Below are 23,613 nucleotides of genomic sequence, written 5' to 3'. Positions count from 1 at the left end.
CCTGCACTGCCCTAAGCCTGTTCGGGCCAGAACTTCGTAAGTACACTTACGGTTACGTCGGGGTCTGGCGGGCAGCGCCGGGCCTGCCGCGGGAACGCCCCGCGACAAAGACGCAGGCCAAAGGCAGGTAGAGACACGTGACGTCACTCTGGTTGGACCGTACCGACACTTTCACCGGCGACCCGTTCACCCCCGGCGAATCCTTTGACACCGTGGTGGTGGGTGCGGGCCTGACCGGACTGACCACGGCGCTGCTGCTGGCGCGCTCGGGACAGGACGTGCTCGTGCTGGAGGCACGGGGACTGGGTGCCGCGGCCACCGGCAACACCACCGCCAAGGTCACCCTGCTGCAGGGCACCGTGCTTTCCGCCCTCCGGCAGCAGTACCCCCAGAAAGTGGTGGACGCCTATGTGTCCGGCAACCGGGAAGGGCAGGCGTGGCTGCTGCGGTACATGGAGCAGCGCGGGGTGCCGTTCCAGCTGCGCGACGCCTACACCTACGCCGCCACACAGCAGGGCACGGAGGCAGTCCGCGGGGAGCTCACGGCTGCCCTCGCCGCCGACCTGGAGGTGGACTACGTACGCGATGCGGGGCTGCCGTTTCCCATCCGGGGAGCAGTACGCCTTCGCGGGCAGGCCCAGATCAACCCCATGGATGTGCTCACCGCGCTGGCAGCGGATGTCCGGGGCCACGGCGGCCGGATCGTCACGGGGGTCCGGGTCCGGAACGTCACGGGCGCGGGACCGTCGACCGTCCACACTGACCGCGGATCGGTCCAGGCCGACTCGGTGGTGCTGGCAACGGGCAGCCCCATCCTGAACCGCGGCCTTTACTTCGCCAAGCTCAAGCCGAACCGCTCCTACGCCGCAGCCCTGGAGCTGGCAGGAGGCGCGGCACCGCCGGAAGGCATGTACATTTCCGTGGAGCAGCCCGTGCGTTCCCTCCGGGACTACCCGGCGGACGGAAGGAATCTCCTGCTGGTGGGCGGCAACGGGCACCCGGTGGGCAAAGCCCGCTCGGAACAGGCACATCTGGAGAACGTCCTGTCATGGGCGCGGCAGCATTTCCCGGATGCCACCGTCACGCACACGTGGTCCGCGCAGGATTACCAGGCCACTAACCTCATGCCGTTCTTCGGCAAGCTGCCCCGCGGCCGTGGGCGCATCCTCTTCGCCACCGGCTACAACAAGTGGGGCATGACCAACGCGGTGGCCGCATCCCTGGGCATCGCGGCGGACATCCTCGGCGGCCAGCTGCCGTGGGCCAACACCATCCACCGCCGCGTGACGTCACCTCCGGGCGCTGCCTCCGCCGTAACCCTCAACGCGGGCGTGGCCGCCACGCTGGCCAAGGACTGGGGCAGGGTCCGGCAGCTGCCTCCGTCGGACGGCACCGCGCCGGCGGAGGGCACGGGCACCGTGGCCATGCGCGGACGGAAGCCCGTGGCGACCTCCACCGTTGATGGAACGACGTGCAGCCTGTCTGCCGTCTGCACGCATCTGGGCGGGATCCTGCACTGGAACGACAACGAAAAATCCTGGGACTGTCCGCTGCACGGCTCCCGGTTCAGCAGCACGGGGCAGGTGCTGGAGGGGCCGGCCACCCGGGACCTTCCGCCGGCCGGGTAAGGCATCCCCGGTGCTTCATTCAGTGTCAGTGCCGTGAGGCATGATGGAGGCATGCAACCGCGGGAGCCTGCCGGCACGTCCACCGGCACTTCACCAGGGGACCCGATGGGCCAGTTCAGCCGGCCCACCAGGGAGTGGTTCCTCGGTGCCTTCTCCGAGCCCACCCCCGCCCAGCAGGGCGCCTGGAACGCGATCTCGTCCGGCTCACACGCCCTGGTGGTCGCGCCCACGGGCTCCGGCAAGACCCTGGCGGCGTTCCTGTGGGCGCTGGACAGGCTCCTGGTGTCCGGGTCGGCTGCACCGGCTGCCGCTTTGCCCGAGGCTGCCGGCCCTGATCCTGCCGCGCTGCCCGGCCTCGAAGAGCCTCCGGCCGGCACCAAGACCAGGCAGTCACGGGCGCGGAAGCCCAAGCGGAAAACCCGTGTGCTGTACATCTCACCGCTCAAGGCGCTTGGCGTCGACGTCGAACGGAACCTCCGGTCGCCCCTCATCGGCATCACCCAGACTGCCAAGCGGCTTGACCTGCCGGCTCCCCTGATCACCGTCGGAGTCCGGTCCGGGGATACCCCCGCCTCGGACCGCCGCGCCCTGCTCAGCAACCCGCCGGACATCCTGATCACCACCCCCGAATCCCTGTTCCTGATGCTCACGTCCAGGGCACGGGAAACGCTCAGCGAGGTGGACACCGTGATCGTGGACGAGGTCCACGCCGTGGCCGGCACCAAGCGCGGAGCTCATCTTGCCGTCTCCCTGGAGCGACTTGACGCCCTGCTCCCCGCACCGGCGCAGCGGATCGGGCTCTCGGCCACCGTCGAGCCGCGGGAACTCGTGGCGCAGTTCCTGGCCGGTTCCGCCCCGGTGGAGATCGTGGCCCCGCCCTCGCGGAAGAACTGGGACCTCACGGTGTCCGTCCCGGTGGAGGACATGTCCGATCTGCAGGGCGCAGCCGGGGCCTTCGATTCCGGGCCGGCTTCCGGACTGCAGCCGCAGGCCTCCATCTGGCCCCATGTGGAGGAAAAGATCGTGGACCTGGTGCTGGCCAACCAGTCCACGATCGTCTTTGCCAACTCCCGCCGGCTGGCGGAACGCCTGACCGCGCGGCTCAACGAGATCCACGCGGAACGCCAGCTCCTGAGCGTGGGCGGAGGCTGGGATGACCCCGCCCCGCCCCCACCCGGAGGCGTTCCGGCGTCGACCGCCACACCCGCCCACATGATGGCGCAGGCCGGCAGCACTGCGGGGGCCGATCCGCTGCTGGCCCGCGCCCACCACGGTTCAGTGTCCAAGGACCAGCGTGCCCTGATCGAGGACGACCTGAAGTCCGGCCGGCTGCGCTGCGTGGTGGCCACGTCCTCGCTGGAACTCGGCATCGACATGGGTGCCGTGGACCTCGTGGTGCAGGTCGAGTCGCCGCCCTCGGTGGCCAGCGGGCTGCAGCGGGTGGGCCGTGCCGGGCACCAGGTGGGCGAGATCTCCCAGGGCTACCTGTTCCCCAAGCACCGGGCTGACCTCGTGCACACCGCCATCACCGTTGAGCGCATGCTGGATGGCAAGATCGAGCGGCTCAGTGTCCCGGCCAACCCCCTTGACATCCTGGCCCAGCAGACCGTCGCGGCCACCGCGCTGGGCAGCATCGACGTGGAGGAATGGTTCTCCACCGTCCGCCGCTCGGCACCGTTCGCCACGCTCCCCCGGTCCGCCTTCGAGGCCACGCTGGACCTGCTGGCCGGCCGGTACCCCTCGGATGAGTTCGCCGAACTCCGCCCGCGGATCGTCTGGGACCGCAACGCCGGGACCATCGAGGGCAGGCCGGGCGCCCAGCGGCTGGCGGTCACGTCCGGCGGCACCATCCCGGACCGCGGGCTGTTCGGCGTCTACATCATCGGCACGGAGACGGAGGGCTCGGCCTCACCTGCGGGAGCGGGTGACGGCAAGGGCTCGGGCACGGCCCCGGCCAAGGGCGGCCGGCGGGTCGGCGAACTCGACGAGGAGATGGTCTATGAATCCCGCGTCGGCGACATCTTCGCCCTGGGTGCCACCAGCTGGAAGATCGAGGACATCACGCACGACCGCGTGCTCGTCTCGCCGGCGTTCGGCCAGCCCGGCAAGCTGCCCTTCTGGAAGGGTGACTCGCTGGGACGTCCCGTGGACCTGGGCCGAGCCCTTGGCGCGTTCGTCCGCGAACTGTCGGCGTCCGACGCCGGCCCTGCCACCGAGCGCTGCAAGGCCAGCGGCCTTGACGACTACGCCGCCAACAACCTCCTGCAGTACCTGTCCGAACAGAAGCTGGCCACGGAAGTGGTCCCCAGCGATACAACCCTGGTGGTGGAACGGTTCCACGACGAACTCGGCGACTGGCGGGTCATCCTGCACAGCCCCTTCGGCATGCCGGTACACGCACCCTGGGCCCTCGCGGTGGGCCAGCGGCTGCACCAGCGGTACGGGCTGGACGGATCAGCCATGGCCGCCGACGACGGCATTGTGCTCCGCGTCCCGATGATGGAGGACGAGCCGCCCGGCGCGGAGCTGTTCCTGTTCGACCCCGAGGAGCTGGAGCAGATTGTCACCGCGGAGGTGGGCGGCAGTGCCCTGTTTGCGTCGCGCTTCCGCGAGTGCGCGGCGCGCGCCCTGCTGCTGCCCCGGCAGACGCCCGGAAAGCGGCAGCCGCTGTGGCAGCAGCGGCAGCGGTCCGCCCAGCTGCTGGATGTTGCCCGGAAGTACCCGCAGTTCCCGATCGTGCTGGAAACCGTCCGTGAATGCCTGCAGGATGTGTACGACCTGCCGGCGCTGAAGGACATCGCCGCCTCGGTGGAGCGGCGCGAGCTCCGGATTGTCCAGACCACCACGCAGCAGCCGTCCCCTTTCGCCAAGTCGCTGCTGTTCGGCTACGTGGCGCAGTTCCTCTACGAAGGCGATTCCCCGCTCGCCGAACGGCGGGCGGCCGCGCTGGCCCTCGACTCCACGCTGCTCAACGAACTCCTCGGCCGGGTGGAACTGCGCGAACTCCTGGACGCCCGGGTCATCGACGCCACCGAACGCGAGCTGCAGCGCCTTGCCCCCGACCGGAAAGTCCGCGGCATGGAGGGCGTGGCCGATCTTCTGCGGCTGCTCGGCCCCCTGGACCCCGGGGAAGTCGCCGCCAGGCTCGCCCCGCCGGCTGAGCCCGCCGACTCTCCGCAGGCTGAGCCCGTCGACTCTCCGCTGGTTGAACCCGTCGAAACCAGGCCCGCAGACACCCCGCCGTCCGAGGCCACAGTTTCCGGGGCCGCCGCCCACCTCACGGCCCTGCAGCGGGCGAACCGGGCCATCAAGGTGACCATCGCCGGCGCCGAACGCTTCGCCGCCGTGGAAGACGCGGCCAGGCTGCGCGACGCCATAGGTGTTCCGCTGCCCATGGGCGTCCCGCTTGCCTTCATCGAGCCGGTGGCGGACCCGCTGGGCGACCTAGTCTCGCGCTATGCCCGCACCCATGGCCCGTTTACCGCCACCGAAGCCGCGGCCAGGCTGGGACTTGGTGCCGCCGTCGTCGGAACTGCCCTGAAGCGGCTGGCGGCCGACGGCCGCGTGGTTGAGGGCGAGTTCCGGCCCCACACGGAGCCTCCCGCCGCAGAGCCCGCTGGCGAAGGCTCAGCTGCCGAGTCGGATCGCGATTCCGGCCTTGACCCCGTCGCGGAGGCCGCGGCGGCGTCGGCCGTCGCCTCCGCGGCAGTGGCACTGGCCGGCAGCGAATGGTGCGACGCCGAGGTCCTCCGCAAGCTCCGCCGCCGTTCGCTCGCTGCGCTGCGGGCCGAGGTGGAGCCCGTCGACGTCACCGCCTACGGCAGGTTTCTGCCCGCCTGGCAGAACATCCGCACGCCCGGCGCTGGACGGGGACAGCCGGGGCTGCGCGGACTCGACGGCATCATCACTGCCGTGGACCAGCTTTCCGGCGTGCCCATCCCGGCTTCGGCCTGGGAACCGCTGGTGCTCGCCAGCAGGGTGTCCAATTACCAGCCCGCCATGCTGGACGAGCTCATGGCCGCCGGCGAGGTCCTCTGGTCAGGCGCCGGTGCGCTGCCCGGCAACGACGGCTGGATCAGCCTGCACCTGGCGGATTCGGTGGAGCTGACGCTGAATCCGGCCCCGGATTTTGAACCGGGCGACGCCCAGCGGCGGCTGCTGGACCATCTGCAGGCCAACGGTGGCGGCTACTTTTTCCGGCAGCTGACGGACATTGCCGGCGGCATGGACGCGGTGCTGGGCGACCAGGACGTCGTGTCGGCGATCTGGGATCTGGCGTGGGCCGGCCGGGTCACCGGGGACACGTTCGCCCCGGTCCGGTCGCTGATCGCCGGCGGGCACACTGCCCACCGGCAGGTTGCGCGTTCGCCGCGGGCCAGGGCGCCGCGCCTCAGCCGGCTGGGACGGTCGCACGGCGCGGGCCTGCTCGGCTCGCCGGGCCTGTCCGGCGGACGGTACGGGTCGGCCGGCGGCGCGGTGCCCACCCCGCCCCTCGCTGCTGGGCGCTGGTCTGCACTCCCGACACCTGAACTCGACCCCACTGTCCACGCCCGGGCCACCGCGGAGCTGCTGCTCGACAGGTATGGCGTGGTGACCCGCGGCTCGGTCATGGCGGAGAACATCCTGGGTGGATTCGGGCTCATGTACAAGGTCCTGGCCCGGCTGGAGGAGGCCGGACGCTGCAGGCGGGGGTACTTCATCGAGCATCTCGGTGCTGCCCAGTTTGCCGTGCCCGCAACCGTCGACCGGCTGCGCTCGTACACGGAGGACGCCCAGCTGGCCAAGCCGGAACCCGTGGCGCTGGCCCTGGCGGCAACGGATCCGGCCAACCCCTATGGCGCCGCCCTGCCGTGGCCGGCCGGCAATGTCGAAGCAGGCACCGGGCACCGGCCGGGGCGGAAAGCCGGGGCGCTGGTGGTGCTGGTCGACGGCGCGCTGGTGCTGTATGTCGAACGTGGCGGCAAGACGCTGTTGGTCTTTGCCGAAGACGAATCCGTCCTCGCCGCGGCTGCCGGTGCCCTCGTGGACGTGGTGAAACGGGGCGCGGTGGACAAGCTCGTGATGGAAAAGGTCAACGGCCACGGCATCCTCGACACCGCTGCGGCATCGGCCTTGACGGCCGCCGGGGCCTACTCCACCCCAAAGGGGCTGAGAATCCGTGCCTGAAGGTGACTCCGTCTGGCGTGCCGCCAACCAGCTGCACGCTGCCCTTGCAGGCCAGAAACTTCTCGCGTCCGACTTCCGCGTGCCCCGTTTCGCCACGCTGAACCTGGCCGGCTGGACCATGGAGGAGGTTGTTCCCCGCGGCAAGCACCTGCTGATGCGGCTGGCCGGACCTGCCCAGGAGCGGCTGACCATCCACTCGCACCTGAAGATGGAGGGCAGCTGGCAGGTCTACCCGCCGGGCGGCAGGTGGCGGAAGCCGGGATTCACGGCCCGGTGCGTGATCCGTACGGCCGCGGCAGACGCCGTCGGGTTTTCCCTTGGCCTGCTCGAGGTGATCAGGACCAGCGAGGAGGACAGGGCTGTGGGGTTCCTCGGCCCGGACCTGCTGGGCCCGGACTGGGACCCGGCCGAGGCCGAGCGCCGGGTGCTGGCGAGGCCGGACGTGCCGGTGGGCGTGGCCCTCCTGGACCAGAGCAACCTCGCGGGCATCGGGAACATCTACCGCTGCGAGGTGTGCTTCCTGGCCGGCATCCACCCGGCGTCGCCTGTTGCCGCGGTGAAGGACTGGCCGGCCATGTTCGCCGACGCCAAGCAGCTCCTCGAGGCGAACCTGGGACCGGGCCGCCGGACCACCCTGCTCAACGCCCGCGGAACTCCGGTGGGCCGGGCAGCCGGCCGTCCGGGCTACTGGGTGTACCGGCGCGAGCACCAGCCGTGCCTGCGCTGCCGGACGCCCATCCGGCACGGCGTGCTGGGGAAGAGTGTGCCGGGCAAGAGTGGTGCGGGAATGGCTGCGGCGGGGAATCCCGGCAGCGCGCCCCCGGCGGTCACCGAGGAGCGCGACATCTACTTCTGCCCGACATGCCAGCCGCTGCTGGGCGGCTCCGACGCCTGAACAGTGTCGGGACGGCTGCGGGTGGCCAGCGTCAGGAGGTGGCCACCTCGGACTGGCCCTCGCGGTCCCCGGACTTTGGATCGACGGTTTTGCCGAGGGCGGCCGGAACCATGAAATAGGGCAGCAGCAGCTGGACCAGCGGGCCGATCGCCAGCGCATAAACCACTGTTCCCACGCCCACCGAACCGCCCAGGAGCCAGCCGGCGCCGAGCACCACCACCTCGATCAGGGTGCGGGACAGGCGCACGGACCAGCCGGTGCGCCGCGCCAGGCCGGTCATGAGCCCGTCACGGGCGCCGGGGCCGAAGCGGGCACCGATGTAGCACGCGGAGGCGATCCCGTTCAGCACCACCGCACCGCCCAGCATCGCGATCTGGCCCCCGAGGTGCGAGAACGAGGGGATCAGGGCGAGCCCGACGTCGGCAAAGACGCCCACGAGGACGGCATTGCACAGGGTACCGAAGCCCGGCCGCTGCCGCAGCGGAATCCACAGCAGGAGCACCAGGAAGCTGATGATGATGACCACGACGCCGATGCTCAGGCCCGTCTTGCCGGCGACACCCTGGTGGAACACGTCCCAGGGGTCCAGGCCGAGTCCGGCCCGGATGAAGAGGGCCAGCGAAATGCCGTACATGGCGAGGCCGGTGAAGAGCTGTACAAGTCTGCGGATCATCATTGAACCATCCTGCGGTAGCACTGGCCTTGTTTTCCATGGCCAGTTTGAAATACTGGCCCCATGTCCGGATCACTCACGCCCACCGCCCTCGCCCGCTCCCTGGGCCAGTGGCACCGCGGCAACGCTCCCGCCTACCGCGAGCTGGCCGACGTCGTCCGTCTTTTGGTCCTGGACGGACGCATCCCGCTGGGCACCGCGCTGCCCAGCGAGCGGACGCTGTCCGCGACGCTCGCCGTCAGCCGCACCACTGTGACGGCGGCGTATGCAAGCCTGCGCGAACAGGGGTTCCTGAGCAGCGGCCAGGGCACTCGCGGCCGCACGTGCCTGCCGCGGACGGCCTACACAGCAGGCCAGGAACGGGACTCCCGGGCGGCGTTATCGGGGGCGCCGGGCCTGGCTGTTCCCGACGGCGTCATCGACCTCGCGTATGCGTCGCTCCCGGCCAGCGGCGAGGCGGTCCACCAGGCCTTCGCCGCCGCCCTCACGGAGCTGCCCGCCCTGCTGCCGGGCTTCGGCTACGACGCCCTGGGCGTGCCGGCCCTTCGGGAGGCGATTGCCGGCCACTATGCCGACGCCGGTGTGCCCACCACGGCCAGCCAGATTCTGGTGACGTCCGGCGCGCAGCATGCCCTCAACGTCGTGCTGCGGGCGCTGGTCGGCAAACAGGACAGGGTCCTCATGGAGCAGCCAACCTACCCGAACGCGCTGGACGCCATCCGCGCCACCGGCTGCCGCATGGTTCCGGTGCCCCTGCCGCCTGCGCCGGAGCGGGGCTGGGACCTGGACTCGACCGAGTCAGCCCTCGCGCAGCAGCGGCCCCGCATGTTCTACACGGTCCCGGATTTCCACAACCCCACCGGCCGGCTGATGCCCGACGCGCAGCGCCGCCGCCTGGTCCGCGCCGCTGCGGCGTCGGGCACTGTCCTGGTGGTGGATGAGACGCTCCGTGAGTTAAACCTCGACGGCGCCACGACGGCACCGCTGGCTTCCTTCAGCCCGGCCGTGGTGTCCATCGGATCGCTGAGCAAGTCCCACTGGGCGGGCATGCGCACCGGGTGGATCCGCGCGTCGGAGAGCCTGATTCAGCGGTTCGCGGCCGTCCGGACCACGATGGATCTGGGCGGTCCGGTGGTGGAGCAGCTTGCGGCGGCGCACCTGGTGCGGAACCTGGCCGACCCCCTGCCGGCCCGCCTGTCTGCGCTCCGGGAGAACCGGTCCGCGCTGCTGGAACTGCTGCAGGCGCACCTGCCGCAATGGGAGGCGGAACGGCCCGACGGCGGCCTGGCAGCCTGGTGCCGGCTGCCGTCACCCAGCAGCACGGCCCTGACCGTCATCGCCCCGGAGTTCGGCATCCGCCTTGCCGCCGGGCCGCGCTTTGGTGTGGGCGGGGTGTTCGAAAACTTCCTCCGCATTCCGTTCACCCTGCCGCCGGACCAGCTGGAGACCGCAGTCCTCGCGCTGCGGGCGGCCCAGGACAGGCTGGACGCCGCCCCGCAGCTCCGGCGGACACTGCGGGACTCGCCCGCCACCGCCATCGCCTGACTTGCGGTGGCGCCTAAGCTCCAGCGGGAGCGGATCTACCCGGCCGCCCAATGCGCTGCCGCGCCGTGTTGCTGCCCGGCCCGACGGCGACCTGCGCCGTAGCCTTGGCCAGGCCGAAGAGCGGCATCCCGTTGTAGATGGTTTCAATCCCCTCGGCAGGCACGTGGTACGTCTCATGCCACACGCCCACATCCCCTGAACCGGCCACCTCCTTCATGAACCGGCGCCAGGGCTCCAGGTGCGGTGACTCACGGTCTGCCGCGAACTTCTGCAGGTGCTCCGGGCTTTCCCAGTAGCTGACCATGACAGTCGTGCGCCCAAACCACTGCTCGCATCCCAGCATGCCCGACGCCGGGTTCCCGGCGAGGTGGCGGAGCATCCTGGGCATTGCCGCCGCAACCTTGGCCACGGTTCCCACCTTCCACCACCGGTTCGCACGCATGCCGATGAGGAAGACAGTCACAGACCCGCGCGGCCTGGGCGTGGCGTACAGGACCTGGGCTTTGGAGCACCAGGCCCTGTACCGCCTGATGTTCGGCGGCGCCATGGCGGCCTACACGGAGTGCCAGCCGAGCCCCGAGGTCGCCGCTGGCGCCATGGCTCCGCTGGCTGAGGCCGTGGCATCGGCGCAGTCCGCCGGCACCCTCTTGCAGGTGCCCGTGGAAGCGGTGGCCACGGCCATCTGGGGACAGGTCCATGGCCTCGTAAGCCTGGAATTGGCGCGCGTCGGCCCTCCGGAAACCGACTGGCAGTCGGCGTATTCCGCGGCGCTGGACGCGATGATCCGGGGCTGGGCCGCCTGACCCGGGGGTGTCCCTTGCCGTTTCGACGGTTCCCTGCGTGTTCGACGGCGCGGGCCGTCGAGTGGGCAGGGAACCGTCGAAGTGGGGGCGGGGAAGGCGGGATTCGGGCGCAAAGTAGAATGGACCGGTGATGCAATCCCCCCTTCCCGTGCGCGACGGCGTGAACGCGACCCGCCTGCGTCTCCCGGACGAGGGGCCCTGGGACACCGCAATGGACTACATGATGCACCGCTGGGGGCACATCGACCCCCAGGGCATCGAGGACCGGTTCGATGCCGGCGAGATCGTGGGCGAGGGCGGCATCCCCCTGCACCGCGGCACCAGGCTCGAGGACCACACCTTCATCTGGTACTACCGCACCCTCCCACCGGAAACCCGGCTGCCCGTGGAGCTGAACATCCTGCACCAGGACGAGCACATCCTGGTGGTGGACAAGCCGCACTTCCTGCCCACCACCCCCGGCGGCACATACATCCAGGAATCGGCGCTGGTCCGGCTCAGGAACCAGCTGGACCTCCCGGACCTGATCCCGATGCACCGCCTGGACCGCATGACCGCGGGCATCCTCCTGCTCTCCACCAACCCCGAGACGCGGGGGAAGTACCAGGTGCTCTTCGAAAAGCGCCAGGTCCAGAAGGAATACGAGTGCGTGTCCGCGGCGGAACCGGCCGCAGGGCATCCCGCCGTCGAATTCCCGGTAGTGGTCCGCAACCGGATGACCAAGTCCCGGAGCTACCTTCTGGCGGAAGTCATCGACGGCGAGCCGAATGCGGAGACGCGCATCGACCTGCTGCGGACGTTCGACGGCGGTGCTGCCGGCGGCCAGACGGCCGCCGGAGCAGGACGCCTCGGCCTGTACCGGCTCGAACCGCATTCCGGGAAAACCCACCAGCTCCGCGTGCATATGGCCTCACTGGGGCTGGGTATCCTGCACGATTCGTTCTACCCCGAGCTGCTGGACAAGGCACCCGACGACTACACCAAACCGCTCCAGCTGCTGGCACGCGGCATCCGGTTCGTGGACCCCATCACCAAGGCGGCCGTCGAGTACCGCAGCCGCCTCCAGCTGAGCGAAGTCCGCTAACCAGGCCGAAGTCCGCTAGGAAGCACCTTCAAGGACAGTCCGGAAGACCGCCACGGTTTCCGGGCTGAAGAGCACGAACTCCACCAGCTCCACGCCACCTTCCCCGGAACGGGCGGGATAGGACCGGACGGCGTCGAAGGCTATCTGCGCCACTTGGCGGGCGTCCCAGCCGTAAACCCCCGCGCTCACCGCGGGAAAGGCCAACGACCTGGCACCCAGGCCCTCGGCGACCCGCAGGCACTCGGTGAAACAGGACGCCAGCAGTGCCGGGTTGGTCTGCCCTGCGTGGCGGTTGGGCCCGACGGTGTGGATGACCCAGCGCGCCGGCAGCCCGAACCCGGGGGTGGCCACGGCAGCACCCACGGGCAGCCCGTCCCGGAGCGTCGTCGCCCTCAGCTCGCGGCAGGCGACCAGCAGTTCAGGCCCAGCCGCGCGGTGAATCGCCCCGTCCACACCACCGCCGCCCAGCAGCGAGGAATTGGCCGCATTGACTACCGCGTCCACCGGCCGTCCGGTGATGTCACCCTCAACGATCTCTATCCGCATGCAGCCAGTGTGGCACTGTCCCGCGGCCAGTCGTAGGCCCGCCAGGCGGACAGGGTCCGCCGGGCGGAGAGTCCTGCCACGTGGGGGCCATGCTCCCGGCGCGCTCCCCTTCCGTGTGCGGTACGTTGTGCAGATGGACTTCGGCAATCCGGACACGTGGAGCACCGCGATCTACTTCTGGATCGTTCCCGCTGTGCTCGGCGATGCCATCTTTCCGCCCATCCCGTCCGAGATGGTGCTGATCACGGGCGGTGCCCTGTCCGCCGAGGGCCGGGCCAACCTGTTCCTGGTCGGCCTCCTGTCCGCCACCGCATCGTGGCTGGGCGACATGGTGGTGTTCCAGCTGTTCAAGCGCAGGCTGAGCCATATCCTGGACCGCTGGACGTGGGGCCGGAAGGTCCACCGTGGCATCCACGAGGCCATCGCCAAGGCCGGCCGGTCCTCCGCCTACGGCACCATCATCGGCGCCCGGTTCATCCCCGGGGGCCGGCTTGCGACGTCAGCCGCCGCGGGCATCGCCGACGTCTCAACCCGGGGCTTCAGCCTGTGCGCCGGGCTGGGAGCGGTGCTGTGGGCGACGTGGCTCGTGGGTCTCGGCTACTTCACGGGCTCCGCCACGCGGCTGCCCTTCTGGGCGAGTTCGCTGATCGGTGTTGCCGTTGGCCTGGTGATCGGTGCTGTCGTGGGCCTCATCGTCACCCGCCGGCGCGGCGACCGCTCCCCGGTGGACGAACCGGGCAGCGCCCCCGGGCCAGGCATGTAAGGTCCCGGCGCCCAAGCCTAAAACGCGCGCCCAAGCCCAAAAGACGCGCCCAGCCTAAACGGACGCCCAGCGGCCGCGGCTGCGGCGGAGCACCGAAAGTGAGCCTGTCAGCGCAACGCGTTCGACGGCGTCGCGCATCACGGCGGCCGACTCCCGGGCTGCACTGTTCTCACTGCTGTATGCGGTGGCCTCCACGAGGAACCGCAGGTTCAGCTGCGGCACACCGCCGGCCAGTTCCAGCTGGTGTGACTCCACGTGGTGCCGCGACCGCAGCGACTCGACGGCGGTGTCCATCACGGCTTCGGGAGGGTTGCCCGGCTTCAGCCCGGTGATCTTGAGTCTGGTCTGGAAGGACGGCATCCTCCCACCCTAGCGCCGGTTGCGTTTTGTCTGGCGCGAGCCTATCTTGGCAGGAAGGGGCGCGATTATGCACGAACTCTCCATCACGCAGGGCCTTATCGACGCCGTTCTCAACCGCACAGGCGAACGGACGGTCACGGCGGTCAACCTGAGGATCGGTCCCCTTTCCGGCGTACTGGCTGATGCCGTGCGCTTTTGTTTTGACGTGGCAACGGCGGGCACTCCGCTGGCCGGCGCGCGGCTGCAGATCGAGGAACCGCAGGGCCGGGGACGGTGCCGCACCTGCCAGGCCGAATTCAGCCTGAGCGATCTCATCCTGCTTTGCCCTTGCGGAAGCGCGGACGTCGAAGTCCTCGGCGGCCGTGAGCTGATGCTGATGTCCGTGGAGGTGGCATAGGACATGTGTACAACATGCGGTTGCGGCGATGACGCCGGCACCCGCATTTCAAACCTCGCAGGCGAACTGCAGGCGCCCGGGCAGGGGCACCCGCACAGCCATACGGACGAGCACGGGCGCACATACACACACGAGCACGCAGACTCCCATGAGCACCCCCACGTCCACGCTGACTCCCCCGACCACCACCACGGGCATGTCAACGCGCACCACCATGCGGATCCGGGCACGGAGACCATCGTGCTCGAACAGAACGTGCTGGCCAAGAACGACCTGCTGGCCGCCACAAACCGCGGCTGGCTTGCCGGCCGGGGAGTCCGTGCCTTCAACGTCATGAGTTCGCCGGGCGCTGGCAAGACCACCCTGCTGGTCCGCACTTTGACCGAGCTCGGCGGGCGCCTGAACGCAGGCGTGATCGAAGGGGACCAGGAGACCTCCCTCGACGCGGACCGCATCCGCGCCACCGGGCGCCCCGTCATCCAGATCAACACCGGAGCAGGCTGCCACCTCGACGCCGACATGCTGCAGCGCGGCCTTGATGCGCTATCCCCGGAGCCGGGCTCCACGGTCTTCATTGAAAATGTGGGCAACCTCGTCTGCCCCGCGCTTTTTGACCTTGGCGAAACAGCCAAGGTGGTGATCGTCTCGGTTACGGAAGGTGATGACAAACCCCAGAAATACCCGCACATGTTCATGGCGGCCGACCTCGTGATCGTCAACAAGTCGGACCTGCTCCCCTACGTCGACTTCGACGTCGACGAGTGCCTGCGCCGCATCCGGCAGATCAATCCGCGGGCCGAATTCCTCACGCTGTCCGCCACCACCGGCGAAGGCCTCGCCGCCTGGTACGGCTGGCTCGATGGCGGCACCTCCTCCGCGGCGGCGCCGATCCCCGGGACAGCCCGGTCAGAACCCCTGACCGGCTCCCTGACAGAAGCACACTGAGCCCCGCAGGGGGCACTGAAAAGAGGCAACGATGCCTACGGAAACTTCCCTCAAGGCCGAAGAAGCCCTTATCCACGTGCTGTGGATCAACGCAGGGCTCAGTTGTGACGGCGACTCGGTGGCGCTGACCGCGGCCACCCAGCCGAGCGTCGAGGAAATCGCCCTCGGGGCGCTGCCCGGCCTGCCGAAGATCGCCATGCACTGGCCACTGATTGACTTCGAATGCGGCCCGCAGGAAGGGGCAGACGACTTCCTGGAATGGTTCCGCAAAGCGGACCGCGGCGAACTGGAACCGTTCGTGCTGGTGGTCGAGGGATCAATCCCCAACGAGAAACTCCACGACCCCGGCGGCTACTGGTGCGGGTTCGGCAACGACCTTGAGACCGGCCAGCCCATTACCACCAGCGAATGGCTGGACCGCCTGGCTCCCAAGGCCACGGCCATCATCGCCGCCGGAACCTGCGCAACCTACGGCGGCATTCACGCCATGGCGGGCAATCCGACCGGCGCCATGGGCGTGCCGGACTACCTGGGCTACGACTGGAAGTCCAAGGCCGGCATTCCCATCGTGTGCGTGCCCGGATGCCCGATCCAGCCTGACAACCTCTCCGAAACCATGACCTACCTGCTCTATCAGGCCACCGGCCAGGCACCGATGATTCCGCTGGATGAGGCACTGCGCCCCACGTGGCTGTTCGGCAAGACGGTCCACGAGGGCTGCGACCGGGCCGGCTACTACGAGCAGGGCGACTTCGCAACCGAATACGGTTCCCCCAAGTGCATCGTCAAGCTCGGCTGCTGGGGTCCCGTGGTGAAGTGCAACGTGCCCAAGCGTGGCTGGATGAACGGCATCGGCGGCTGCCCCAACGTTGGCGGCATCTGCATCGGCTGCACCATGCCGGGCTTCCCGGACAAGTTCATGCCGTTCATGGACGAGCCTCCCGGCGGCAAGCTGTCCACCAGCACCATCCGCCCCTACGGCGCTGCCATCCGCACCCTGCGGGGCATCACGACGCACACGCTGGACCAGGAGCCCAAGTGGCGCCGGCCCGGACCCGAGCTCCTCACCGGGGCCCGGCGCACCTGGTAACCCACCCACTTCCAGACAGGCGAAGACAATGACGTCAACAATTCCCATGGGTTCCGGAAGCGGAACGGGTAACAACAACCTGGTGGAGATGAACTGGGACCCCATCACCAGGATCGTCGGCAGCCTCGGCATCTACACCAAGATCGACTTCGAGAACAACCAGGTCGTGGAATGCAAGAGCACGTCCTCGATCTTCCGCGGCTACTCCCTCTTCATGAAAGGCAAGGACCCGAGGGACGCGCACTTCATCACCAGCCGGATCTGCGGGATCTGCGGGGACAACCACGCCACCTGCTCCTGCTACACACAGAACATGGCCTACGGCGTCAAGCCCCCGAACCTGGGCGAATGGATCGTCAACCTGGGCGAGGCCGCCGAGTACATGTTCGACCACAACATCTTCCAGGAGAACCTCGTCGGCGTGGACTACTGCGAAAAGATGGTCTCCGAAACCAACCCCGGCGTCCTGGCCAAGGCGGAAAACACCAGGGCACCCCACGAGGCCGACCACGGCTACCGGACCATCGCCGACATCATGCGCTCGCTGAACCCGTTCACCGGCGAGTTCTACCGGGAAGCGCTGCAGGTCAGCCGCGCCACCCGTGAAATGTTCTGTCTCATGGAGGGCCGCCACGTCCACCCCTCCACGCTGTATCCGGGCGGCGTGGGGACAGTGGCCACCATCCAGCTGATGACGGACTACCTCACCCGCCTCATGCGCTACGTCGAATTCATGAAGAAGGTCGTCCCGATGCACGACGACCTGTTCGACTTCTTCTACGAGGCCCTGCCCGGCTACGAGCAGGTGGGGCTGCGGCGGACCCTTCTGGGCTGCTGGGGTTCGCTGCAGGACCCGGACTTCTGCAACTTCGAGTACAAGGACATGACCGAGTGGGGCCGGAAGATGTTCGTCACGCCGGGCGTGGTGGTGGACGGCAAGCTGGTCACCACCGACCTGGTCCGCATCAACCTGGGCCTGCGGATCATGCTCGGCTCCTCGTACTACGAGGACTGGGAAGGCCAGGAAATGTTCGTCACCCACGATCCGCTGGGTAACCCGGTGGACCGCAGGCACCCCTGGAACCAGCACACCAACCCGCGGCCGCAGAAGCGCGATCTTTCGGACAAGTACAGCTGGGTCATGTCACCGCGCTGGTTCGACGGACAGGACAACCTCGCCCTGGACACCGGCGGCGGCCCGCTGGCCCGGCTCTGGGCTACCGCGCTCGCCGGACTCGTGGACATCGGCTACCTCAAGGCCACCGGCAGGAGCGTGCAGATCAACCTGCCCAAGACCGCGCTGAAGGGACCCGTCACTTTCGAGTGGAACATCCCGCAGTGGAGCAACACGCTCGAACGCAACCGTGCCCGCACCTACTTCCAGGCTTACGCAGCGGCTGCCGCACTGCACTTCGCGGAAAAGGCGCTGGAGGAAATCCGGGCGGGCCGCACCAAGACGTGGGAAACATTCGAGGTCCCCGATGAAGGCATCGGCTGCGGTTTCACCGAGGCGGTCCGCGGTGTCCTGTCCCACCACATGGTGATCCGCGATGGCAAGATCGCCAACTATCACCCTTACCCGCCCACCCCCTGGAATGCCAGCCCCACCGATTCCAACGGCGTGGCCGGCCCGTACGAGGACGCGGTCCAGGGGCAGCCGATCTTCGAGGAGAACGACCGGGAGCACTTCAAGGGCATCGACATCATGCGCACCGTCCGCAGCTTCGATCCCTGTCTGCCGTGCGGTGTCCACATGTACCTGGGCAACGGGCAGACGCTGGACATGCTGCACTCCCCCACCCAGACCCTGACCGGCGAGTAGGCCATGCTCGGCGGGGACCGGCCGCCGCCGCAGAACGGCGACCAAATCGGCACACTCCTTGACGCGCTCGGCTCCGGCGGGGCGGTGGCCCGCGGCCGGGCCGAGGACCTGGTCCGGCAGGTCACAGACCTGTACGGGGCCGGACTGCAGCGGATCATGGAGATCCTGCAGGCCCAGGGAAAGCTCGACGACGGCACTCTGGAAGCGCTGACCGCGGACAGCCTGGTGGCCGGGCTCCTGGTGATCCACGGACTGCACCCCCATTCGATGGAGGCACGGGTGGCCGCGGCGCTGGACAGCGTCCGGCCCTACCTGGGCTCCCACGGCGGCGACGTGGAACTGGAAGGCATCAGCCCCGACGGCGTGGTGCGGCTCAAGCTGCTGGGCACCTGCCAGGGCTGCCCGTCGTCGTCCGTCACCCTCAAGTACGCCGTTGAGGAGGCCATCCAGAACGCAGCCCCCGAAGTGACGGCCATCGACGTCGTCGAGGCGGAAAAGCAGCCGGGTGCGCCGGCGCTGATTCCGGTGGATTCGCTGCTGGTCCGGGTGAACAATCCAGCGGGCGGCATGCCCGCAGAATCCTGGCACGACATGGCCGGCGGCACCTGGGAACCCGTTCCGGAGATTGCAGGGCTCGAACCCGGCGAGGTGGCGGGTTTCCTCGTCGGCGGCTATGCGGTGCTGGCCTGCCGGACAGGTCAGGACATCTACGCGTACCGCGATTACTGCCCGCGCTGCACCGGTTCGATGGCCGGCGCCGTGCTGCAGCGCGCCCTCGCGGCACCGGTTGGCGGAGGCCTGCTCACCTGCCCCACCTGCCGCGGCCACTATGACGTGCGGCGGGCCGGCGCCTGCCTCGAGGACAAAGGCCTGCACCTGGAGCCACTCCCGCTGCTGGTCCGGAACGGCGTGATGTCCGTGGCGGTCCCGACGGTGTCCGTGCAGGCCTCACCGCTCCCGGTTCCACCGGTACCGGCGGCCCCGGCAGCCGTGACGCCGGTGCAGGCACTCCCGCTGGTGACACCGGCAGGGCGGGACGTTCCGGCGCGGCTTGGACCGGCAGACCCCATGCCGGAACCTGCGGTGTCCGTGCCGGCGGTGTCTGTGCCGGCGGCGTCGGTGCCCACCCCGGCACCGGCAGCCGGCATGGCCCACGAACTGCAGGCAGCCGCGGGACAGGACCGCTGAGATGGACATGAAGATGAACGTGGGAAACGGAGGAGGTACAGGGCGCGGTGCGGGGACCGGTCAGGCCAGCGGCGCCTTGCCGGTAGCCCTGTTGCGGCGGATTTCCGCGAACCGGCCCGCCCCCGCCGCCGGGGAATGCTGCGAAATGTGCGGCGAACCGATCCCCGACGCGCACCAGCACGTGGTGGACCTGGAGAGCCACGCGATGATGTGCACCTGCCGGCCCTGCTACCTCCTCTTCACCGACGAGGCCGCGCACATGCGCTACCGCTCGGTGCCTGACCGGTACCTCTCCTTCCCCGGCTTCGATCTCGGCCCGGGGCAGTGGGACGAACTGGAAATCCCGGTGGGCCTCGCATTCTTCTTCCGCAGCTCCAAACTCAGCCGCACGGTGGCGTTCTACCCGGGCCCGGCCGGAGCCACGGAGTCGGAGCTGCCCCTCGCCGCCTGGGACGCCGTGCTGGCCTGCAACCCGGCCCTCGGCCTCGCGGCGCCGGACACCGAAGCCCTGCTGATCCGCGGCCCTGGTCCGGGCAAGGCCGCCGACTGCCACCTCGTTCCGGTGGACGCCTGCTACGAGCTGGTGGGCCGGCTGCGCCGCCTCTGGCGGGGGTTCGACGGCGGCCAGGAGGCACGCGATGAGCTCGCCGCCTTCTTCGACCGGATCGGCCGCCGCAGTGTTCCGGCCCCGGCAGGTTCCGCCAGCGCGGGTTCCGCCAGCGCGGGTTCCGCCAGCGCGGCGTCCGGCAGCGCGGCGTCCGGCAGCGCGGCAGGCGGCAACGCGTCCGGCAGGGGAGGCTTCCGGTGACCGAACTTTCGTTCGCCGTGCTGGAGATACGGCCCGAACCCTACGCCGCCGCCCCGCAGCTGACGGCCAGGCTGCAGGTGGCGGAGGCCACCGGAGCCGTGGTGCACGCGCTGGCCCTGCGCTGCCAGGTCCGGATCCTGCCGCAGCGCCGCGGCTACGCGCCCGAGGAGGAGACGGGCCTGCTGGACCTCTTCGGCGAGCGCGGCCGCTGGCCCACCACGCTCAAGTCGTTCCTCTGGATGCAGTGCAGCACCATGGTGCAGGGGTTCACGGGCAGCACCGAGGTGGACCTCCCGCTGCCCTGCACCTTCGATTTCGACGTGGCCGCCGCCAAGTACCTGCACGCCCTGGGCGATGGCGAGATACCGCTGGAGCTGCTGTTCTCCGGCACCGTGTTCACCAAGGGGCAGACGGGGTTCACGGTGGAACAGGTGCCTTGGGACCTTGAGGCGTCCTACCCGCTGCCGGTCGCGGCCTGGCGCAGCCTGATGGACCAGTACTTCCCCAACGCCGGATGGATCCGCCTGGATCGCGACGTCCTGGCGGCGCTGGCCCGGTACAAGTCCGGACGGGGCCTCACGTCGTGGGAAGCCACGATGGAGAAACTGCTCGCCCAGGCCACCGCCGATGTGTCCGGGGAACGGCCATGAACACCAGCCTGGCCCTTGCCCGTGCCGTCGCAGACGCCGTCCTCTACGAGGGCTATCTGCTCTACCCCTACCGTGCCTCCTCCCAGAAGAACCGGGCCCGCTGGCAGTTCGGGATCCTGGGTCCCCCGGGCGCCGCGGCGGACGGCAGCGGTGAGGAACCCTCCATGTCCGCCGACTGCCTGCTTGCCCCGGGAGCCCTGACCGGGCTGGAAATCCACTTCCGCTTCCTGCAGCTGCAGACGCGGACGGCGGAAAAAGCGAACGACGGCGGTGGGTTCAGTCCTGTGGACAGCCTCGCCGTGGGCGGTGCGAACTGGCTGAGCTGGGACGAGGCAGTTGAGCAGGAAAAAGTGTTCGGCCCCTTCTCCGTGTCCCAGCTCCGGGCAGGACGGGTCGTACCGTTGGACGTTCCGGCGGGACTCGACGTCGAGGAACTCAAGGACGGCGCCGGGAGGCCGGCCGGCCGACTGGTGCGCCGCCGTCGTGCCCTCCGCGGTGAACTGCGGCTCAACGCCGCCGAAGATTCCGGCGGGCTGCTGCGGCTCAGCGTCACCGCGGCAAACACGGCCGAACCAATACCAGCCGCTACAGTGCCAGCCGGTCCCCTGCCGGCCGGGAACCGGCAGGGCGCCATTGCGGTCTCCTTCATCGGGGCGCACCTGTTGCTGAGCGTGCGGGACGGGGATTTCGTCTCCCTGCTGGACCCGCCCGGGTGGGCGCAGCGGGCAGCCGGGCTGTGTTCCCAGCACCGCTGCTGGCCCGTGCTTGCCGGCCCCGAAGGCCAGACGGACGTGCTGCTGATCTCGCCCATCATTCTCTATGACCACCCCGCCGTCGCCCCGGAAAGTTCGGTGGCACTGTACGACTCCACCGAGATCGACGAGATCCTCACGTTACGGGTGCTGACGCTCACCGATGAGGAAAAGGCCGAGGCGCGGGCGACGGACCCGCGGGCCGCCGCCGTCATTGACCGCTGCGAGGCGATGTCGCCGGAGGACCTTCAGCATCTGCACGGCGCCCTGCGGAGCCCGCACGCGTTCGCCGCGGATCCCGACGGGGTTTGGACCACGGCCGGCCAGGACATCCCCTGGTGGAATCCCGAGGCGGAGGCCAGCGTGCGGCCTGACCAGGACGCCGTCGTGATCAACGGCGTCGCGGTGGCGCGCGGGAGCCGCGTGCGCGTGCACCCGAAGCGGCGCGCCGACGCCCAGGACCTGTTCTTCGGGGGGCAGACCGGGCGGGTCACCAGCGTGCATTTCGACGTCGACGGCAGCACCCACGTCGGGCTCGTCCTTGAGCAGGATCCGGCGGCCGATCTCCATGAGGGCTACGGCCGGTCCTTCTACTACGCCCCCGACGAACTCGAACCGCTGGAGGGAAAGGAAACCCCGCAATGAAGGCAATAGGAATGGCCACTGTTTCAGTGCTGGCAGCGATGGCCCTCTGGGGCATCTACGTCGGAATCCGCTCGGTTCCCGACATCAAGCGCTACATGAAAGTGCGGCGGATGTGACCGGCGGCGGCGTCCTCGTGGCCGGCGTGGGGAACATGTTCCTGCACGACGACGGCTTCGGCCCCGAGGTGGCGCGGCACCTGGCCACCCAGCCGCGGCCGCTGGCCCCCGGCGTTCGCGTGATGGACTACGGCATCCGGGGCATGCACCTGGCCTACGACCTTCTGGCCGGCGTCGACATCCTTGTCCTCGTGGACACGGTGCCCGCCGACGGGAAGTCAGCCCCAGGCAGCATCCGCGTGCTGCAGGTCAATGAGGCGGACCTGGACGGCCGGGCGGTGCTCGATCCCCACGGCATGGACCCGGCGGCGGTGCTGGGCCGGCTTCGGTCCATGGGTGGCAGCCTGCCTGCAACCTATGTGGTCGGCTGCGTCCCCGCCGACCTGTCCGAAGGCATCGGTCTCTCGGCTGCAGTGGCCACTGCCGTGCCCAAGGCCGCCGCCGCCGTCGGGTCCCTGCTCGGCCAGCACTCTTCCACTCCAAACCGGTCTTCCACTTCCAAGTAAGGCGGTGTCCCTCCATGTGCCTCGGAATCCCCGGCCGGGTCGTTGAAGTCCTCGAGGGCTACGGCGGCCAGCTCGCCCTCGTCGATGTGGCCGGAGTGCAGCGGAAGATCAACATCGGGCTGCTCGATGAGGGGCCCCTCGACCCCGGCACCTGGGTCCTGATCCACATGGGCTTCGCGCTGGAACGGGTCGACGCCGCGGGCGCGGAACAGGCCATGGAAGGGCTGGAACTGATGGGCCGCCCGGCAGATCCCGGGACCGGGACGCGGGCGCCGCAGTCACCTTAACCGCAGGATTGGTGGTCAGTGCTCCAGTGCTATGGCCGCGCCGCGGTGCTCCACGCCATTGTTGGCAATCCGGAGGTGCCGCGCCGTAAAGTTCTTGAGCTGCTGCAGCTGATGCGCCGAGAGCCTGTCGCACACCCAGTCCCAGTGCAGCGAGACGACGTCGCCCACGGCCAGCCCCGCCACGAAGCCGGTTCCGTTCACGGCGAACTTGGCCGTCTCCACTGCGGGTTCGCCAATGTCCAGGGCTGCGCCGTCCCAGACCAGCGGCCGGGACTGCACCACGGCGTCGTCGCCAGTTATTGCGAGCACCAGCCCCCAGCGGATCCGGCACCTGTCCAGCACGTTCAGCGCGGTCTCGTGCCGCCGTTCGTCGCGGAGCAGGCCCAGCCACGGATAGATCTCGAACACGTGGAAGCTGTGGTGCGGGACCCCGCCCGCCAGGACGCCTTCCACCAGGTGCGGGAACTGCCGTCCGGTGCGGGCCCGGAACCGGTCCTCCATGGAATTGCCGAGGTTGGTGATGCCCACGGTATCCAGCAGGCTGTTGCCCACCCAATAGGCCTCCACCACGCGGGCGTCCAGCGGGTCGGCAATGCCGTGCGCCCCTGCGATCAGCTCGAGGTAGGGCCACGCGCCGGCGAAGCCCCTGGCCAGTTCGCGAAGCCCCTGGTCCGTGACGCCGGACTGCCCGTAGTGCAGCAGGGCGTCACTGTCCGGCGGCCCACAGCTGCCGCGCGAATTCGGCGGATAGGCATAGCGGACGAACAACTGGGCACCATCGACAACCATGGCGTGGCCACCTTCTGCAAGCGTCCTTCTGAAAGTAGCACCGGGCCATTCCGCCGACAAGGGACGGCCCGCCGTCGGCAATTCCCGGAACGCCGGCGAAGGCGTTGACAGCCCTGCCCGTGAAGCGGATGCTGTGAAGACCCACTCGCAGGGAG

The 23,613-nt window shown here is 69.3% G+C and carries 23 protein-coding genes; 18 read left to right on the top strand and 5 right to left on the bottom strand.

Features of this window, described 5'->3' with window-relative positions; translation table 11 throughout:
* The first annotated feature begins 137 nt into the window (after nucleotides 1-137).
* The 3 genes from ACFQ50_RS05615 to ACFQ50_RS05605 are packed head-to-tail and all read left to right on the top strand — an operon-like array spanning nucleotide 138 to nucleotide 7,689.
* Nucleotides 138-1,628 (top strand): FAD-dependent oxidoreductase, encoded by a 1,491-nt coding sequence (locus ACFQ50_RS05615; protein ID WP_377994534.1) that lies wholly within the window; start codon nucleotides 138-140, stop codon nucleotides 1,626-1,628.
* Nucleotides 1,629-1,679: 51 nt separating this feature from the next.
* On the top strand, nucleotides 1,680-6,794 hold the full coding sequence (locus ACFQ50_RS05610; RefSeq protein WP_377994533.1) for a DEAD/DEAH box helicase: 5,115 nt from the start codon (nucleotides 1,680-1,682) through the stop codon (nucleotides 6,792-6,794).
* Nucleotides 6,787-7,689 carry an Fpg/Nei family DNA glycosylase gene (locus ACFQ50_RS05605; RefSeq protein WP_377994532.1) on the top strand — a complete coding sequence of 301 codons (903 nt, stop codon included), beginning with the start codon at nucleotides 6,787-6,789 and terminating at the stop codon, nucleotides 7,687-7,689. The genes ACFQ50_RS05610 and ACFQ50_RS05605 overlap by 8 nt, the downstream gene beginning before the upstream one ends.
* A gap of 31 nt (nucleotides 7,690-7,720) precedes the next feature.
* On the opposite strand, the gene ACFQ50_RS05600 is transcribed toward ACFQ50_RS05605, so the two are convergent.
* Nucleotides 7,721-8,365 carry a YitT family protein gene (locus tag ACFQ50_RS05600; protein WP_377994531.1) on the bottom strand — a complete coding sequence of 215 codons (645 nt, stop codon included), beginning with the start codon at nucleotides 8,363-8,365 and terminating at the stop codon, nucleotides 7,721-7,723.
* A gap of 60 nt (nucleotides 8,366-8,425) precedes the next feature.
* On the opposite strand from ACFQ50_RS05600, the gene ACFQ50_RS05595 reads away from it, so the two are divergent.
* Nucleotides 8,426-9,907 carry a PLP-dependent aminotransferase family protein gene (locus tag ACFQ50_RS05595; protein WP_377994530.1) on the top strand — a complete coding sequence of 494 codons (1,482 nt, stop codon included), beginning with the start codon at nucleotides 8,426-8,428 and terminating at the stop codon, nucleotides 9,905-9,907.
* A gap of 13 nt (nucleotides 9,908-9,920) precedes the next feature.
* On the opposite strand, the gene ACFQ50_RS05590 is transcribed toward ACFQ50_RS05595, so the two are convergent.
* The gene (locus tag ACFQ50_RS05590; RefSeq protein ID WP_377994578.1) at nucleotides 9,921-10,349 is read right to left on the bottom strand and encodes a DUF4188 domain-containing protein; all 429 of its coding nucleotides are present in this window, start codon (nucleotides 10,347-10,349) and stop codon (nucleotides 9,921-9,923) included.
* A 4-nt stretch (nucleotides 10,350-10,353) separates the two neighbouring features.
* Here ACFQ50_RS05590 and ACFQ50_RS05585 point away from each other — a divergent pair, with 4 nt between their 5' ends.
* Together ACFQ50_RS05585 and ACFQ50_RS05580 are read left to right on the top strand one after the other, a co-directional pair.
* On the top strand, nucleotides 10,354-10,710 hold the full coding sequence (locus tag ACFQ50_RS05585; RefSeq protein ID WP_377994529.1) for a TetR-like C-terminal domain-containing protein: 357 nt from the start codon (nucleotides 10,354-10,356) through the stop codon (nucleotides 10,708-10,710).
* Between the two features lie 130 nt (nucleotides 10,711-10,840).
* Complete coding sequence (locus tag ACFQ50_RS05580; RefSeq protein WP_377994577.1) at nucleotides 10,841-11,794, top strand: RluA family pseudouridine synthase; 954 nt, start codon at nucleotides 10,841-10,843, stop codon at nucleotides 11,792-11,794.
* A gap of 15 nt (nucleotides 11,795-11,809) precedes the next feature.
* On the opposite strand, the gene ACFQ50_RS05575 is transcribed toward ACFQ50_RS05580, so the two are convergent.
* Entirely contained in the window at nucleotides 11,810-12,340 is a 531-nt protein-coding gene (locus ACFQ50_RS05575; protein WP_377994528.1) for an O-acetyl-ADP-ribose deacetylase, read from the bottom strand.
* A gap of 133 nt (nucleotides 12,341-12,473) precedes the next feature.
* Between ACFQ50_RS05575 and ACFQ50_RS05570 the strand changes: the two genes are divergently transcribed.
* Nucleotides 12,474-13,103, top strand: coding sequence for a DedA family protein (locus ACFQ50_RS05570; RefSeq protein WP_377994527.1), 630 nt, complete (start codon nucleotides 12,474-12,476; stop codon nucleotides 13,101-13,103).
* 54 nt (nucleotides 13,104-13,157) lie between these two features.
* Here ACFQ50_RS05570 and ACFQ50_RS05565 read toward each other — a convergent pair whose 3' ends face one another.
* On the bottom strand, nucleotides 13,158-13,463 hold the full coding sequence (locus ACFQ50_RS05565) for a hypothetical protein (RefSeq protein WP_377994526.1): 306 nt from the start codon (nucleotides 13,461-13,463) through the stop codon (nucleotides 13,158-13,160).
* A 67-nt stretch (nucleotides 13,464-13,530) separates the two neighbouring features.
* Between ACFQ50_RS05565 and ACFQ50_RS05560 the strand changes: the two genes are divergently transcribed.
* The 11 genes from ACFQ50_RS05560 to ACFQ50_RS05510 are packed head-to-tail and all read left to right on the top strand — an operon-like array spanning nucleotide 13,531 to nucleotide 22,669.
* Nucleotides 13,531-13,860 (top strand): hydrogenase maturation nickel metallochaperone HypA, encoded by a 330-nt coding sequence (locus ACFQ50_RS05560; RefSeq protein ID WP_377994525.1) that lies wholly within the window; start codon nucleotides 13,531-13,533, stop codon nucleotides 13,858-13,860.
* Between the two features lie 3 nt (nucleotides 13,861-13,863).
* A complete protein-coding gene (gene hypB, locus ACFQ50_RS05555) occupies nucleotides 13,864-14,805 on the top strand; it encodes a hydrogenase nickel incorporation protein HypB (protein ID WP_377994524.1) in 942 nt (313 codons plus the stop codon).
* Between the two features lie 31 nt (nucleotides 14,806-14,836).
* The gene (locus ACFQ50_RS05550; RefSeq protein ID WP_377994523.1) at nucleotides 14,837-15,895 is read left to right on the top strand and encodes a hydrogenase expression protein HypE; all 1,059 of its coding nucleotides are present in this window, start codon (nucleotides 14,837-14,839) and stop codon (nucleotides 15,893-15,895) included.
* A 28-nt stretch (nucleotides 15,896-15,923) separates the two neighbouring features.
* Complete coding sequence (locus ACFQ50_RS05545) at nucleotides 15,924-17,717, top strand: nickel-dependent hydrogenase large subunit (protein ID WP_377994522.1); 1,794 nt, start codon at nucleotides 15,924-15,926, stop codon at nucleotides 17,715-17,717.
* A 3-nt stretch (nucleotides 17,718-17,720) separates the two neighbouring features.
* Nucleotides 17,721-18,905 (top strand): NifU family protein, encoded by a 1,185-nt coding sequence (locus ACFQ50_RS05540; protein WP_377994521.1) that lies wholly within the window; start codon nucleotides 17,721-17,723, stop codon nucleotides 18,903-18,905.
* Nucleotide 18,906: 1 nt separating this feature from the next.
* Nucleotides 18,907-19,713, top strand: a complete 807-nt coding sequence (locus ACFQ50_RS05535; RefSeq protein WP_377994520.1) for a DUF5947 family protein — start codon at nucleotides 18,907-18,909, stop codon at nucleotides 19,711-19,713.
* On the top strand, nucleotides 19,710-20,363 hold the full coding sequence (locus tag ACFQ50_RS05530) for a DUF6084 family protein (protein ID WP_377994519.1): 654 nt from the start codon (nucleotides 19,710-19,712) through the stop codon (nucleotides 20,361-20,363). Before ACFQ50_RS05535 ends, ACFQ50_RS05530 begins: the two co-directional genes overlap by 4 nt.
* Nucleotides 20,360-21,760: a hypothetical protein gene (locus ACFQ50_RS05525; RefSeq protein ID WP_377994518.1), complete on the top strand. Its 1,401-nt coding sequence runs from the start codon at nucleotides 20,360-20,362 to the stop codon at nucleotides 21,758-21,760. The genes ACFQ50_RS05530 and ACFQ50_RS05525 overlap by 4 nt, the downstream gene beginning before the upstream one ends.
* 11 nt (nucleotides 21,761-21,771) lie before the next feature.
* On the top strand, nucleotides 21,772-21,876 hold the full coding sequence (locus tag ACFQ50_RS05520) for a DUF6893 family small protein (protein ID WP_377994517.1): 105 nt from the start codon (nucleotides 21,772-21,774) through the stop codon (nucleotides 21,874-21,876).
* Nucleotides 21,873-22,382 carry a hydrogenase maturation protease gene (locus ACFQ50_RS05515; protein WP_377994516.1) on the top strand — a complete coding sequence of 170 codons (510 nt, stop codon included), beginning with the start codon at nucleotides 21,873-21,875 and terminating at the stop codon, nucleotides 22,380-22,382. Before ACFQ50_RS05520 ends, ACFQ50_RS05515 begins: the two co-directional genes overlap by 4 nt.
* Before the next feature lie 14 nt (nucleotides 22,383-22,396).
* Entirely contained in the window at nucleotides 22,397-22,669 is a 273-nt protein-coding gene (locus ACFQ50_RS05510; protein ID WP_377994515.1) for a HypC/HybG/HupF family hydrogenase formation chaperone, read from the top strand.
* A 15-nt stretch (nucleotides 22,670-22,684) separates the two neighbouring features.
* On the opposite strand, the gene ACFQ50_RS05505 is transcribed toward ACFQ50_RS05510, so the two are convergent.
* Nucleotides 22,685-23,458, bottom strand: a complete 774-nt coding sequence (locus ACFQ50_RS05505; protein WP_377994513.1) for a DUF6390 family protein — start codon at nucleotides 23,456-23,458, stop codon at nucleotides 22,685-22,687.
* Nucleotides 23,459-23,613: the final 155 nt, after the last annotated feature.

Source organism: Arthrobacter sp. NPDC056493, assembly GCF_042795115.1.
In the GTDB taxonomy this organism is placed as follows: Bacteria; Actinomycetota; Actinomycetes; order Actinomycetales; family Micrococcaceae; genus Arthrobacter.
The sequence above is the reverse complement of the archived record's forward strand: the minus strand, read 5'-3'. Positions and strand labels throughout refer to the sequence as shown.